We start from the raw sequence: 13,635 nt of genomic DNA on the forward strand, positions 1-13,635 counted from the left end.
AGGGGAAACGATGAAAGAGCTGCGGTTCGCCGCGGGGGTGCTGGCCGCCGTCACGCTGCTGACGGCGTGCGGGGCCAACGACACACCGGCCGGCCAGGGCGGCACCGTCAAGCCGGGCGGCAACCTCGTCCTGCTCAACGACGCGCCGTCGATCACCTGGGACCCGGCGAAGAGCTCGAACCTCGTCGTCACGACGCTCGGGCTGATCCACCGGCGGCTGACGTCGTGGGACGTCGCGCCGGGGAAGAACACCACGATCGTGCCCGACCTCGCCACCGACACCGGACGGCCGGGCGACGGCGGCAAGACGTGGACGTTCACGCTGAAGGACAACCTGAAGTACGCCGACGGGACGCCGATCAAGAGCGAGGACGTCAAGTGGGGCCTGGAACGCTCGTTCGCGCCCGCGTTCTCCGGCGGCCTGGCCTACCACAAGGACCTGCTGTCGCCGGGCCTGGCGTACAAGGGCCCGTTCGAGGGCCAGGAGCTCGACTCCATCCAGACGCCGGACGCGAAGACGATCGTCTTCCACCTCGCCCGCGCCTACGGTGACTTCAACTGGGTCGCGAGCACGCCGGCGTTCTCGCCGGTGCCGAAGGGCAAGGGCGCCGAGGCGAACTACAACGACCACCCGGTCGCGTCGGGTCCCTACCAGCTGGCGAGCTACGAGCGCGGCAAGTCGGCGAAGCTCACGCGCAACCCGAACTGGAGCCGTGACGAGGACAAGACGCGTCTGGCCAACCCGGACACCATCGAGTTCCAGCTCGGGCAGGACACCAGCGTGATCTCCAAGCGCCTGGTCGACGACACCGGCACCGACCGCAACGCCTTCGGCATGACGTTCGCCTCGCCCGCCCAGCTGGCCCAGATCCAGGGCAACGCGTCGGCGAAGGCCCGGCTCGTGACGTCGGAATCCGGGGCGCTGGCCTACCTTTCGCTGAACACCCAGCGCGGGAACCTCACCAACCCGAAGGTGCGCCAGGCGTTCCAGTACGCCGTCGACAAGGCCGCTTACCAGGTCGCGAGCGCGGGCAGCGCCCAGCTGGCCGGCGACGTCGCCACCACCCTGATCACGCCCGGCCTGCAGGGCCGCGAGCAGTACGACCTGTACCCGGCGCCGCCGTCCGGCGACCCGGCGAAGGCCAAGCAGCTGCTGGCCGAGGCGGGCTTCCCGAACGGCCTCGACGGCCTGGTCATGGCCACCCACAACGAGCGGGGCTTCCCGGAGAAGGCGGCGGCGATCCAGGCCTCGCTGGCGCGGGCGAACATCAAGGTCACGATCAAGCCGCTCGACGAGGACACCTACACGTCCGAAGTGGACACCAAGGGCCTGTCGGACTACGACCTGACGCTCACCTCGTGGCAGCCCGACATCCCGTCGGCCAACGCGAACATCCAGCCGCTGTTCCAGTCGACCGAGATCGGCAACGGCGGGTACAACGAGTCGCGGTACAGCAACCCCGAGGTCGACAAGCTGATCGGCGAAGCGCAGGCCACCGTCGACCCGGCCGAGGCGGGCAAGAAGTGGGCGGCGCTGGACAAGAAGATCCTCGCCGACTCGCCGGTGGTGCCGTTGATCTACACCCGCAACTCGTTCCTGCACGGGTCGCAGGTGGGAGACGTCCAGATCGGGCGGTTCCCGGCCTACGTCGACTACCGCAAGTTCGGGATCGTCCAGTGAGCGGAGCCGGGCTCCTGCGGCTGCACGACGTCGCGGTCTCGTTCGGGGACGTCGAGGCCGTCCGCGGGGTCGGCTACGAGGTCGACGCGGGCGAGGTCGTCGCGGTGGTCGGGGAGTCCGGCTCCGGTAAGACGGTCACCGCGATGTCCCTGCTCGGCCTGCTCCCGGCCACGGCCCGCGTGACGGGCCGCGCGGAGCTGGCCGGGCGGGACCTCTACGCGATGACCCCGGCCGAGCTGCGGGCGGTCCGCGGCGGCGAGGTCGGCATGGTGTTCCAGGAGCCGATGAGCGCGCTGAACCCGGTGTTCACCATCGGGGACCAGCTCGTCGAGGCCATCCGGACGCACCAGCCGCTCCCGGCCACCGCCGCCCGGGACCGGGCGATCGAGCTGCTCACCCTGGTCGGGCTGCCGGACCCGCGCGAGCGGTTCCGGTCCTACCCGCACGAGCTGTCCGGCGGGCAGCTGCAGCGGGTCGTCATCGCGATGGCGGTGGCGAACGAGCCGAAGCTGCTGATCGCCGACGAGCCGACCACGGCGCTGGACGTCACCGTGCAGGCGGAGATCCTCGAGCTGCTGCGGGACCTCCGCGCGCGGCTGGGGACGGCGATCCTGCTGATCACGCACGACATGGGCGTGGTCGCCGACCTCGCCGACCGGGTCGTGGTGATGCACGACGGCCGGGTCGTCGAGCAGGGTGACGCCGGGCGGATCTTCACCGTCCCGGCCGAGGAGTACACGCGGCAGCTGCTCGGCTCGGTGGTCTCGCTCAGCAGCGCGGCGACGTCCGGCCTCGAACGCGCGCCGGCCGCCGGCATCGAGGTCGGCCCGGGCCACGTCGCCGCGACCGGGCACCCCGCCGTGGCGTCGGTTCCGGACGTGGCCGCCCAGGCGCCGTTGCTGCGCGTGGAGAACCTGGCGGTGACCTACCGCGGCCGGTTCCGCGCGGTGAGCGTGCGGGCGGCCGAAGGGGTGAACCTGCACGTGGAGCCGGGCGAGGTGCTGGGCCTGGTGGGGGAGTCGGGATCGGGGAAGAGCACGGTCGCGCGTGCGGTCATCGGGCTGCTCGCGCCGACCGCGGGCGCGGTCCGCATCGGGGACGCGGACGTCACTCGGGTGCGCGGCCGGGCGGCGAAGGCGCTGCGGCGCCGGATCGGCGTGGTGTTCCAGGATCCGCTGTCTTCCTTGAACCCGCGCACCACGGTCGGGGAGAGCGTCGCGACCCCGCTGCGGCTGCACCGCGCGGCTCACGGGTCCGAAGTGGACGGCCGGGTCGCGGAACTGCTCGATGCCGTCCAGCTGTCGCCGGCGCTGGCCTCGCGGTACCCGCACGAGCTGTCCGGTGGCCAGCGCCAGCGCGTGTGCATCGCGCGGGCGCTGGCGCTGCGTCCGGACCTGCTGGTGGCCGACGAGCCGACCAGCGCGCTCGACGTCACCATCCAGGCCCGGATCCTGGACCTGCTGCGCGAGCTGCGGCGCGAGTTCGGGTTCGCGTGCTTGTTCATCAGCCACGACCTCGCGGTGATCGAGCAGCTGGCCGACCGGGTGGCGGTGATGCACCGCGGCCACGTCGTCGAGCAGGGACCGGTGAAGGAGGTGCTCACCGCGCCCGCACACCCCTACACACGGCGGCTGCTGTCGGCGGCGCCGGTCGCCGACCCGGAGGCCCAGCGCCGGCGCCGCGAAGCCTGGCGGCAGCTGCGCTGAGCCAGGGCGGCTTCGACGGATTGCCCGGCTCGTTCGTAGCGGCGCTCGTGGGCGAGCCGGCCGCCGCGGCGGAAATCGGCGCCAGTCCAGGCGTTGATCCGCGGAGCCGCCTTGCCCGAACCTGAGGTCATGACTCCAGGACTGTAGGCCCCGCTGCGCCGTGGCGACAGTGCAGCGCCCGCTCGTCCATTGCTTGGGACTCCGGGTTCTCATGTCGTGGATGCCGTTGCCTCGGCGGATTCCGTACCCCACCCTGCCGATCATGACCCAGATCCACGAACCTCTGAAATTCGCCTATTGGGTGCCGAACGTCAGTGGCGGCCTCGTCACCAGTGATATCGAGCAGCGCACGGATTGGGGGTACGAATACAACCGGGATCTCGCGGTCATCGCGGAGAACAACGGTTTCGAGTACGCCCTCACGCAGGTGCGGTACACCGCCAGCTACGGCGCCGCCTATCAGCACGAATCCACCGGGTTCAGCCTCGCGCTCCTGCTGGCGACCCAGCGGCTGAAGGTGATCGCCGCTGTGCACCCCGGGTTGTGGCACCCGGGTGTGCTGGCGAAGTTCGTCGCGAGCGCCGACGTCCTTTCCGGCGGCCGGGCCGCGGTGAACGTCGTCAGCGGCTGGTTCAAGGACGAGTTCACCGGGCTCGGCGAACCCTGGCTGGAGCACGATGAGCGCTACCGCCGGTCCGAAGAGTTCATCCGGGTGCTCAAGGAGCTGTGGACGAACGACCACGCCGAGTTCGCCGGCGACTTCTACCGCATCCACGATTTCGACGTCAAACCCAAGCCGGTGCCGGGTGACGGCCGCCCCCATCCGGAAATCTTCCAGGGCGGGAACTCCACGGCCGCCCGGAAGCTGGCCGGCCGCGTTTCGGACTGGTACTTCAGCAACGGCAAGGACTACGACGGGTTCAGCGAGCAGGTGGCCGAGGTCCGCGGCTACGCCGCCGAGAACGACCACGCCGTCCGATTCGGCCTCAACGGCTTCGTGATCGCGCGGGAAAGCGAGTCCGAAGCACGGGACGTGTTGCGCGAGATCGTCGCCAAAGCCAATGTGGAAGCGGTCGAGGGGTTCCGTTCGGCGGTGCGGCAGGCGGGCAGCTCGACGCCGGACAAGAAGGGCATGTGGGCGGATTCGGAGTTCGCCGACCTCGTCCAGTACAACGACGGCTTCCGCACCCGCCTCATCGGCACCCCGGAACAGATCGCCGAGCGCGCCATCGAATACAAGCGGCGGGGTGCGAGCCTGCTGCTGCTCGGTTTCCTGCACTTCCAGGAGGAGATCGAGTACTTCGGCAAGCACGTGCTGCCGATCATCCGCGATCTGGAAAAAGACCTCGACCACAGTGCCGCGACACCCGAACCCGTGAGGAGCCGAGCATGACCGACTGGATCGAACGCGCCCGTGAGGTCGCCGCGAAACTCGCCGTGGACGCGGTCGAGCGCGACCGCCGGGGCGAGACCCCGTACCAGGAAGTCCGGCTGCTGAAGGACGCCGGCCTGGTCACCCTGCTCGGCCCGGCCGGACACGGGGGAGGTGGGCAGACCTGGGAGACCGCGTACCGGGTGATCCGCGAGATCGCCGCGGCCGACGGCTCGATCGGGCAGCTGCTGGGCTACCACTACCTGTGGGCCTGGGCGGCGCGCCTGGTGGCCACCGACGCCCAGGTCGCCGCCGTCGAAGAGCTGTACACCAAGGACAACCTGTTCTTCGGCGGCGCGGTGAACCCCCGGGACTCCGACCTGACGATCACCGAAGACGGCGACTCGATCGTCTACAACGGACACAAATCGTTCTCCACCGGCAGCAAGGTATCCGACCTGACAGTCCTGGAAGGTGTCCTCGAAGGAACCGAGGACCACATCTTCGCGATCGTCCCGTCGAAGCAGGAAGGCATCACCTTCCACGACGACTGGGACAACATCGGCCAGCGCCTCACCGAATCCGGCAGCGTGACGATCGAGAACGTCCGGGTGCCGTGGGCGTCGGCTGCCGGGTACGTCGACCGGAAGTTCCGGCCGCTGGTCTACAACACGCTCAACGTGCCCGCGATCCAGCTCGTCTTCACGAACTTCTACCTCGGCATCGCCGAGGGCGCGCTGGAGACCGCGCTCGCGTACACCAGGGACCGGACCCGCGCGTGGCCCTACGGCGGCGACGACAAGCAGGCTGCCTCGGAGGAGTGGTACATCCTCGACGGCTACGGCGACCTGCAGTCGAAGCTGTGGGCCGCGGAAGCTCTGGTGGACAAGGCAGGTGCAGCCATCTCACGCGTGCTGCACGCCCCGCGGGAGGAGCTGACGCCCGAAGCACGCGGAGAGGTGGCGGTGCTGGTTGCCGCGGCCAAGCAACGCACGGTCGACACGGGCCTGGAGATCGCGACGAGGATCTTCGAGCTGACCGGCGCGCGGGCGAGCGCGTCGAAGTACGGCCTCGACCGCTTCTGGCGCAACCTGCGGACCCACTCGCTGCACGACCCGTTGCCGTACAAACGCCGCGAGGTGGGCGCGTACGCGCTGCTCGGCGAGCACCCGACGCCGACCTGGTACACCTGAGGTGAGGCGGGGCCGGGTGCTCCGGCGGGCGCCGCGCCGCTTGATGAGCACGTGCCGTCAGGTCGAGGCAGAATTGCCGCATGTTCGAGACATCTGATCCGGGCACCGAGGAACCGCCGGGGGATGCCGGAGGCGCAGCGGACGGGGTGAGGCTCGAAACGCTGGGCGACGCGCTCGTCCTGCGGATAACCGGAGCTCTCGACCTCTCCCTGGCGCCGAAGGTCCGCCAAGGGGTCGACCGCGCACGGGGGCTGGCCGCCTCGGTGTTGGTCATCGACTTGACCGAGGTCGGCTTCTTGGCGTCGGCGGGGATGGCGGAACTGGTGCGGGCCCATCGCCTCACGCCGTCGATGGCAGTACGGGTCGTGGCCACCGGGCGGGTCACCTTGCGCCCGCTCGAGCTCACGCGACTGGCCGACGAACTGGTGATCGTTCCCACGCTCTCGGCCGCGCTGGATCGCGTGTGACCGCCCAGAGCGGATTCGATGACCTCGACCGGCCACATCATCACAGCCGGCTGGCCCCCCGGCCCCCGAAGCCGGTGGCTGTTACGAATTCTCCAGCCGGCTGCCGCGGCGCCAGACAGCCCGGGTGTTGAGCGTGTCGCCGATGTTCTTCGTGGGGTCACCGTCCACGAGCAGCAGGTCGGCGCGTAGTCCTTCGGCGATGCGGCCTCGGTCGCCGAGGCCGAAGCGGCGGGCCGTGGTTGCCGTCGCGGCGCGCAGTGCTTGGGCGGGGGTCAGGCCGGCCGTCACGAGGTACTGCAGTTCGTGGTGCAGGCTGGCTCCGTGGGCCAGGCCGCCGAAGAAGGTTTCGGCCATGGAGGCGTCGGTGCCGGCCAGCAGGTCCACGCCCGCCGCGGCCAATGCCGCCACGGTCTCCAGGACGTCCTCGAGCTTGCCCTGGGGGTAGCGGTTGTAGCTTGACCGCAGGGTCTCTTCCCACTTGTCGTCGAGGCGGCGGGCGACCCGGGGATCGTCGGCCAGGGCGCTGCCGGTGATGCCCATCATCGACGCGTCGAGGCTGACGCACGGGACGACGAACATCCCCGACCCGGCGATCAGGTCCACGATTTCGGTGGTGTGCGGGCGATCCATGAACACGTGCACGACACCGTCGATCCCGGCTTCGGCGGCCATGCGGGTGGCGTCGAGGGTCAGGGTGTGCGCGACGGTGAGGGCGCCGTACTTCTTGGCCTCGGCGACGCCCGCGGTGAGCGTGGCCTGGTCGAGCATCGGCAGCCCGGGGTGTCCTTCGACGCTGCCGTCGTCGACCATGAACTTGATGTAGTCGGAGCCGCGCGCCAGGAGCTGCGGGATGTACGCGGCCGCCTGTTCCGGGGTGGTGGAGAACGGCATCAGCGGCATCACCGGCGGCAGGGTTCCGGCCGGCCGGAACCCTTCGGGCATGAGCTCGCTGGGGTGACCGCCGGGTGGGGTGACGCCGAAGCCGGCCGACCGGACGTCGGCGACCGTGTCGTCTTCGGTGATGTGCGCACGGTTCTCGCGGGTGTTCATGCCCTGCATCTCCAGTTCGGTGGTGACGCCGAACCGCAGGGCCAGTGCGAGGGAGCCGGGGCTCGAGTGGACGTGCGCGTCGATCAGCCCGGGCAGCAGGGTCGCGCCCCGGCCGTCGACGACTTCGGCGCCGTCGGGTGCCTCGCCGCCGACCTGGCGGATCTTCCGGCCGTCGAGGACGACGGTCTGCACTCCCAGCGTCTTCTCCCCGTCGAACACCCGGGCACCGGTGATGGCAGTGGTGGCCATGGCGGCCTCGCTTTCTCGCTCACAGTTACATACCTGATGCTATGCAGTTTTGCGCTGGTATGCAAATGCGGGGGGTACTACGATCCGGAGATGACCGACGAGGACGCCCTGCTGGACCAGATCGGTCCGGCGCTGTCGCGGTTGCGCCGGCGTGTCCCGGCGTCGAGCCGCGACGTGTCCCGCAACCTGGTGCTGAACGTGGTCGCCGACGCTCCGGGTGAGCTGACGGTCGGCGGGCTCGCCGCGGAGATGGGTGTCGTGCAGCCGGTGGCCAGCCGATCGGTGGCGGCCTGCATCGCCGACGGCCTGCTGCGGCGGGCGGCCTCCCAGGCCGACGGCCGCCGGACGGTGCTCGAGCTCACCGAACGCGGCGAGGCCGAGCGAACCCGGTTCGCCGCCGAGCAGCGCGCGGCGTTCGAGGGCATCACGGCCGGGTGGTCGCCGGAGGACCGCACCCAGTTCGCGCGGCTCCTCGTCCGCTACACCACCGACGCCGGCGCTTGGTCCCGCCGCCGGGCGGAAAAAGAGCAGTGAGGGGTCGTCGTCAGCGACGTCTTCGTCCATCCGGGAGACGGACGGCAGCGTGGGACCGCGCCCAGGTCGTCGAGTCGTGCCACGGCGATCCCGGGCGGTGCCCGGCAGGCAATCCGTCGTGGATGCTCGGGCGGCGCAGGGTCAGGCGCGCAGGCCGTCGACGATCACGGCCACGATCCTGGGCGCCCGCTCGTCCCACTCGGCTTCGGGGATCCGCGACAGCGCCCCGAGCAGCAGGATGACGTCGCCGGCGTCGACGCCGCCACGGATCTCCCCGGCCGCCTTTCCCCGGTCCAGCAGTGTTTCGAGTGCTTCGTCGAGCCGGTGGTGCTGGCCGGAGTAGAGGTCTTGCCACACCGGGACCTCGATCGCCGCCATGACGCCCCGCTTGACGCGCGCGTACTCGACCAGCCGGTCCAGCCATCGGGCCAGCGCGTCGAGCGGGGAGTGCTCCGCCAGCAAGGGTGCCACGGTGTCGACGAGCTGGGTCAGCTCGGCCCGGTACACCTCCGCCAGCAGGTGCTCGCGCGTCGGGAAGTGCCGGTACAAGGTGCCCTGCCCGACGCCTGCGGCCTTGGCGACCCGGTGCAGCTTCAGGTCGCCGGCCGCGCCGTTGGACTCGCTCAGTTCCGCCCGCGCGACCTCGACGATCCGGTCCCGGTTGGCGACGGCGTCCGAACGGCGCTCACGTCCGGCCACAGCACTCTCCTCGCATAAGTGGACAAGTGTCCGGTACAGTCGCGACTAACCGGACACTTGTCAGCTTAGTGGAGGCAGCACGATGAACGGACTGGACAAGGTCGTCGCGATCACCGGCGCGAGCAGCGGGATCGGCGAAGCGACCGCGCGGGAACTCGCCGGCCGCGGCGCGGCGGTCGTGCTCGGCGCCCGGCGCACCGACCGGCTGGAAGCGCTTGCGCGAAAGATCCGGGGCGACGGCGGCCGCGCGGAAGTGCTGGACGTCGACGTGACGCGGCGCGCCGACCTCGAACGGCTCGTGGCGCTGGCCGTCGACCGCTTCGGCCGTCTCGACGTCCTGGTCGGCAACGCCGGCGTCGCCCGGATCGCGCCGGTGGCCGACCTGGACGTCGACGCCTGGGACGCGATGATCGACGTCAACCTCCGCGGCGTCCTGCACGGCATCGCCGCCGCGCTCCCGGTGTTCCGTGCGCAGGGCCGCGGTCACTTCGTCACGACTGTGTCGACGTCGGGGCTGAAGATCGTCCCGGCGCAAGCCGTCTACGCGGGGACCAAGAACGCCGTGCGCACGCTGCTGGAGGCGCTGCGCCAGGAGTCCACCGACGGGGTCCTGCGCACGACGTCGATCTCGCCGGGGTTCGTGCGCACCGAGCTGGTCGACTACGTCGAGGACGCCGCGCAGCGCGAGCAGGCCCAGCAGGCGATGGCGACGCTCGGCATCAGCCCCGACGCGGTCGCGCGGGCGATCGCGTTCGCCATCGAGCAGCCGGACGACATCGAGATCGGTGACCTGACCATCCGGCCCACCCGGCAAGGCTGAGGCCGGTCGAGGTCTTCGGGAGCTCGCCGGCTGGTCACGCGAACATCTGCATGCCTCCGAACAGCAGCACCAGGAGCGCGCCGATTCCGAAGCCGACCAGGAGAGCGCCGCCGACGCCGGCTCGCAGCCGGACTCCTGCGTAGGCCAAGCCCAGGCACAGCATCATCCAAGCGCCCACCGAGGCGATGCTCAGCATCATGGTGGAGCCCAGTTCGAAGGCGACTTTCGCGCCCCCCGCCACGACAAGGGCGGAAACTATGACGATTCCCGCCGGCACCAATCGTTTCCAGGCAGAGTGACCGATCGGCGCCTGTGATGGATGAGTACTGGTCATGGCGACCTCCTCGTCGGATCACCCCATCGTCGCATCGTTTGCGCTCGGAGATCCTTACCGCGCGGTTACCGGCATCCGTTTCCGTGGCCGATGCCAAGTGGCACCCTGCCTGCGCCGGGCTATGGCGAAAGCCGGGTGCCCCGAACCCGGTGGGTCGGGGGCACCCGGCGTCCGGGTGGGGCTCAGGCCTTGTGCTGCATGCTCGACCGGGCCGGGTTGCCCTGGTCGGCGGCCTTCGGGTCCTTCTCGTCCTGCTTGGCCCGGACGCCGGACTCGATCCGGTCGCCGAGGGCCTTGTCGACGTTGCGCCAGTAGTCGAACGCCCGGGCCAGCACCGGCTCGGACACGCCGTTGAGCAGGTGCCCGACGACGTTGTCGACCAGCCGGCCGCGCTGGTCGTCGTCGAGCACCTCGCGGACCATCGTGCCGGCCTGGCTCCAGTCGTCGTCGTCCTTGCGCAGCGTGTACGCCGTGCGGACCATGTCGCCGTCGGTGTGCCAGCCCGCCGGCTGCCCGTACCGGGCGGCGTCGGCGTGCGGGCCGCCCTTCGAGTTCGGTGCGTACACCGGATCGGCGACCTTGGTGTAGCGCATCGCCCCGTCCTTGCTGTAGCTGTGCACGGGCGCGACGGGGGCGTTGACCGGCAGCTGCTTGTAGTTCGCGCCGATCCGGTAGCGATGCGCGTCCGGGTAGGAGAACAGCCTGCCGAGCAGCATCTTGTCCGGGCTCGCGCCGATCCCCGGCACCAGGTTGCTCGGCTCGAACGCGGCCTGCTCGATCTCGGTGTGGTGGTCGGTCGGGTTGCGGTCGAGCGTCATCCGGCCGACGTCGAGCAACGGGTAGTCGCCGTGCGGCCACACCTTCGTCAGGTCGAACGGGTTGAAGCGGTAGGTCTTGGCGTCGTCGAACGGCATGACCTGCACCTTCAGCGTCCAGCTCGGGTGGTCGCCGCGCTCGATCGACTCGTACAGGTCGCGCGTGTGGTAGTCGGTGTCGGCCGAGGCCATCTGGTCGGCTTCGTCCTGGGTGAAGCACTCGACGCCCTGGTCGGTCTTGAAGTGGTACTTGACCCAGAAGCGTTCACCCGCGGCGTTGACCCACATGTACGTGTGCGAGCTGTAGCCGTTCATGTGCCGCCAGGTGCGCGGGATCCCGCGATCGCCCATCAGCCACGTCACCTGGTGCGCCGACTCCGGCGACAGCGTCCAGAAATCCCACTGCATGTCGTGGTCGCGCAGGTTGTTGTCGGCCCGGCGCTTCTGCGAGCGGATGAAGTGCTGGAACTTCATCGGATCCCGGATGAAGAAGACCGGCGTGTTGTTGCCGACCATGTCGTAATTGCCTTCGCTGGTGTAGAACTTCACCGCGAAGCCGCGCGGGTCGCGCCAGGTGTCAGGGCTGCCGCGCTCGCCGGCGACGGTCGAGAACCGGACCAGCAGGTCGGTCTTCGCGCCCGGCTGGAACACGGCTGCCTTGGTGTACGCGCTGACGTCACCGGTCGTCTCGAACCGCCCGAACGCGCCGCTGCCCTTCGCGTGCGGCTGCCGCTCGGGAACGCGTTCGCGGTTGAACTGCGCCATCTGTTCGATGAGGTAGTTGTCGTGCAGGAGGATCGGCCCGTCGGGACCGACGGTGAGGGAGTGCTCGTCGCTTTCGACCGGGATGCCCGCGTCGGTGGTGGTCGGTTCGGGACGGATCTGCGTCACTGTTCTCCTCCATCACGGCGACCGTGCACACCCGGCCGCGCTGACCTGCCCAATCTCGATCGCTTACCCGATCTCGTCCGGTTCTAATCTCTGCGGCACGTCGACGAACCGTGTGGCATCGGGACAGGATGAGCGCACATCAGCCTTGTCCGGAATGCTGACGTACTGGGCACGGCACGACCGCCGGCAGCCGCGGCGGCAAGTCGCAGTGGTTCCGCCGCAGGAGTGATCCGTCGCCAGCGCTTGCCAGAGCCTCCTCGGCGCGCCCGACCGCCTGGGGAACGTGGGTCACCCCCGGTTCGGGGAAGCCGTGACCTCGGCGACGAAGTTGGCGGCGACGTCGCGCAGTTTCCTGTTCTGCTCCTGCGACGCCTTGACGAGCAGGTCGAACGCGTCGTGGGACTGGATGCTGTGCAGGGCCATGAGGATGCCCTTCGCCTGGTCGATCACCGCACGAGAAGTCAACGCGGTGCGCAACTGCCCCATGGTTTCGCGGGCGGCTTGGTGCCGGCGGGTGCTGCGCAGCGCGGATTCGGCGGCGGCGGTGTAGAGGTCCAGCAGCGCTGCGTCGAGCGCGCCGAAGCTGTTGCCGCCGGTGTCGTACAGGTTGAGCGAACCGTGGTACTGGTGGTCGACGAACAGCGGGGCGGACAGGTAGGCGACGACCGAGCATTCGTCCGCGGCGGCGGCGAACTCGGGCCACTGGTGTGCGGCCTCGGTCACGATGACGCGCTGGAGTTCGCCGGTCCGGGCGGCTTCCAGGCACGGCCCTCGGCCGGCGTCGTACTGTGCCTGATCGATGTGGTGCGCGCTGTCACCGGTCGCGGTCGCCGTGTAGGGGGCGCCGTCGCGGAGCAGCGTGATGCTGGCGATCTCCGCGTCCGGTACCGCGTGCATGACCTGCTGGCACACTCGCTGCAGGACCACCAGCAGTTCCTCTTCTTCTGCGAAGGTGCCGGCCAGGCGATCGAGAGCGTCGGTGACGTCGTCCACTCTCCGTGCGGCGTCCCGCTCGTACAGCAGGTTGTCTTCCATGTGGTGCTCCATCGAGGTGGGGACGGGAGTCCGGGACAACAGTAGATGTTGCCGGGCGGCTCGGCAGCAGAGGCCGGCTCGGTATCACCCGCCGAGCTCTTGTGGACCGTGCGGCACAATCGCCGGCCATGTCCGCGAAAAACCGGCGCCGGAGCAAGAACCGCAGGGCTGCCGCGCGCCGTTTCCTTGCTGGGAAGAGGAATGGCTCCTCTTCATCGCCAAGCGTGGGCAGGAAAGGCGTGCCGAAGACATCCGTGCGGCGGTGGGCGTGATCGGCCACCACGACATCCCGCCGGACACGAGCGCCTATGAATACTCCGTCGACCTGCGGCCCCTCGTCTCTCCGAGATGGACCTGGTGGGAATGACTTCATCGAAGCTCTCGTCGGGGCCAGTCCTGCAACGGCCGTTGAGTGAGGGGGCAGCTGCCGCGGTTGTTTCCGCTTGGTGATCTGCGTGTATCCCACTGAATCTTTCGCCGGTGAATATGCACCCGATCTCTTTCGGGCTGCTCTTCGGGATCCGAAGTATGACGGTTCAACTGGGTCGGGTACCTGAGCTGATCGCGGGCCGGTTCGCGCGGTCGATCGCGAGCTGTACCTGCCCGAGCCGTGGATCGCCGATGCCGGCGCGGGCCTTCGCCGCGAACGTGCCGCTCACCGGGCTTGCTGCCGACGAGGCGTGTGGGCGGTCGAGTACCTGCGGCTGTGGCCGGAGGCTCCCGAGGCCGCGCTACTCCTTTTCGGTGAACAACCCGAACTCGTTCCGTGATATCCCGGCGGTCGTCGCC

The 13,635-nt window shown here is 69.7% G+C and carries 12 protein-coding genes; 7 read left to right on the plus strand and 5 right to left on the minus strand.

Annotated features, from left to right (window positions below; genetic code table 11):
- The first annotated feature begins 10 nt into the window (after positions 1–10).
- From AB0F52_RS10535 to AB0F52_RS10555, 5 genes are all read left to right on the plus strand, one after another.
- Positions 11–1,681: an ABC transporter substrate-binding protein gene (locus AB0F52_RS10535; protein ID WP_360167467.1), complete on the plus strand. Its 1,671-nt coding sequence runs from the start codon at positions 11–13 to the stop codon at positions 1,679–1,681.
- On the plus strand, positions 1,678–3,387 hold the full coding sequence (locus AB0F52_RS10540) for an ABC transporter ATP-binding protein (protein WP_360167470.1): 1,710 nt from the start codon (positions 1,678–1,680) through the stop codon (positions 3,385–3,387). Before AB0F52_RS10535 ends, AB0F52_RS10540 begins: the two co-directional genes overlap by 4 nt.
- 262 nt (positions 3,388–3,649) lie before the next feature.
- The gene (gene sfnG / locus AB0F52_RS10545) at positions 3,650–4,780 is read left to right on the plus strand and encodes a dimethylsulfone monooxygenase SfnG (protein WP_360167473.1); all 1,131 of its coding nucleotides are present in this window, start codon (positions 3,650–3,652) and stop codon (positions 4,778–4,780) included.
- Complete coding sequence (locus AB0F52_RS10550) at positions 4,777–5,952, plus strand: acyl-CoA dehydrogenase family protein (protein WP_360167476.1); 1,176 nt, start codon at positions 4,777–4,779, stop codon at positions 5,950–5,952. Before sfnG ends, AB0F52_RS10550 begins: the two co-directional genes overlap by 4 nt.
- A gap of 80 nt (positions 5,953–6,032) precedes the next feature.
- Positions 6,033–6,419, plus strand: a complete 387-nt coding sequence (locus AB0F52_RS10555; RefSeq protein ID WP_360167479.1) for an STAS domain-containing protein — start codon at positions 6,033–6,035, stop codon at positions 6,417–6,419.
- 81 nt (positions 6,420–6,500) lie between these two features.
- Here AB0F52_RS10555 and AB0F52_RS10560 read toward each other — a convergent pair whose 3' ends face one another.
- Positions 6,501–7,718 carry an amidohydrolase family protein gene (locus AB0F52_RS10560; protein ID WP_360167482.1) on the minus strand — a complete coding sequence of 406 codons (1,218 nt, stop codon included), beginning with the start codon at positions 7,716–7,718 and terminating at the stop codon, positions 6,501–6,503.
- Positions 7,719–7,808: 90 nt separating this feature from the next.
- Here AB0F52_RS10560 and AB0F52_RS10565 point away from each other — a divergent pair, with 90 nt between their 5' ends.
- Positions 7,809–8,252: a MarR family winged helix-turn-helix transcriptional regulator gene (locus AB0F52_RS10565; protein ID WP_360167485.1), complete on the plus strand. Its 444-nt coding sequence runs from the start codon at positions 7,809–7,811 to the stop codon at positions 8,250–8,252.
- A gap of 141 nt (positions 8,253–8,393) precedes the next feature.
- Here the strand turns inward: AB0F52_RS10565 and AB0F52_RS10570 are convergent, their stop codons facing one another.
- Positions 8,394–8,951 carry a TetR/AcrR family transcriptional regulator gene (locus AB0F52_RS10570; protein WP_360167488.1) on the minus strand — a complete coding sequence of 186 codons (558 nt, stop codon included), beginning with the start codon at positions 8,949–8,951 and terminating at the stop codon, positions 8,394–8,396.
- A gap of 82 nt (positions 8,952–9,033) precedes the next feature.
- Here AB0F52_RS10570 and AB0F52_RS10575 point away from each other — a divergent pair, with 82 nt between their 5' ends.
- A complete protein-coding gene (locus AB0F52_RS10575) occupies positions 9,034–9,771 on the plus strand; it encodes an SDR family oxidoreductase (protein ID WP_360167491.1) in 738 nt (245 codons plus the stop codon).
- 34 nt (positions 9,772–9,805) lie between these two features.
- On the opposite strand, the gene AB0F52_RS10580 is transcribed toward AB0F52_RS10575, so the two are convergent.
- The 3 genes from AB0F52_RS10580 to AB0F52_RS10590 all read right to left on the minus strand — a co-directional run bounded on the left by AB0F52_RS10580 (position 9,806) and on the right by AB0F52_RS10590 (position 12,846).
- The gene (locus tag AB0F52_RS10580; RefSeq protein ID WP_360167494.1) at positions 9,806–10,105 is read right to left on the minus strand and encodes a hypothetical protein; all 300 of its coding nucleotides are present in this window, start codon (positions 10,103–10,105) and stop codon (positions 9,806–9,808) included.
- A gap of 182 nt (positions 10,106–10,287) precedes the next feature.
- A complete protein-coding gene (locus tag AB0F52_RS10585) occupies positions 10,288–11,811 on the minus strand; it encodes a catalase (protein WP_360167497.1) in 1,524 nt (507 codons plus the stop codon).
- A gap of 288 nt (positions 11,812–12,099) precedes the next feature.
- Positions 12,100–12,846, minus strand: coding sequence for a GAF and ANTAR domain-containing protein (locus AB0F52_RS10590; RefSeq protein ID WP_360167500.1), 747 nt, complete (start codon positions 12,844–12,846; stop codon positions 12,100–12,102).
- Positions 12,847–13,635: the final 789 nt, after the last annotated feature.

The organism is Amycolatopsis sp. NPDC024027 (assembly GCF_040638975.1).
GTDB lineage: Bacteria > Actinomycetota > Actinomycetes > Mycobacteriales > Pseudonocardiaceae > Amycolatopsis.

Bases quoted from the DNA above. Each gene is read 5' to 3' on its own strand.
- AB0F52_RS10555 (WP_360167479.1), top strand. From the start codon at position 6,033: ATGTTCGAGACATCTGATCCGGGCACCGAGGAACCGCCGGGGGATGCC.
- AB0F52_RS10575 (WP_360167491.1), top strand. From the start codon at position 9,034: ATGAACGGACTGGACAAGGTCGTCGCGATCACCGGCGCGAGCAGCGGG.
- AB0F52_RS10590 (WP_360167500.1), bottom strand. From the start codon at position 12,846: ATGGAAGACAACCTGCTGTACGAGCGGGACGCCGCACGGAGAGTGGAC.
- AB0F52_RS10580 (WP_360167494.1), bottom strand. From the start codon at position 10,105: ATGACCAGTACTCATCCATCACAGGCGCCGATCGGTCACTCTGCCTGG.
- AB0F52_RS10535 (WP_360167467.1), top strand. From the start codon at position 11: ATGAAAGAGCTGCGGTTCGCCGCGGGGGTGCTGGCCGCCGTCACGCTG.
- AB0F52_RS10550 (WP_360167476.1), top strand. From the start codon at position 4,777: ATGACCGACTGGATCGAACGCGCCCGTGAGGTCGCCGCGAAACTCGCC.
- sfnG (WP_360167473.1), top strand. From the start codon at position 3,650: ATGACCCAGATCCACGAACCTCTGAAATTCGCCTATTGGGTGCCGAAC.
- AB0F52_RS10560 (WP_360167482.1), bottom strand. From the start codon at position 7,718: ATGGCCACCACTGCCATCACCGGTGCCCGGGTGTTCGACGGGGAGAAG.
- AB0F52_RS10565 (WP_360167485.1), top strand. From the start codon at position 7,809: ATGACCGACGAGGACGCCCTGCTGGACCAGATCGGTCCGGCGCTGTCG.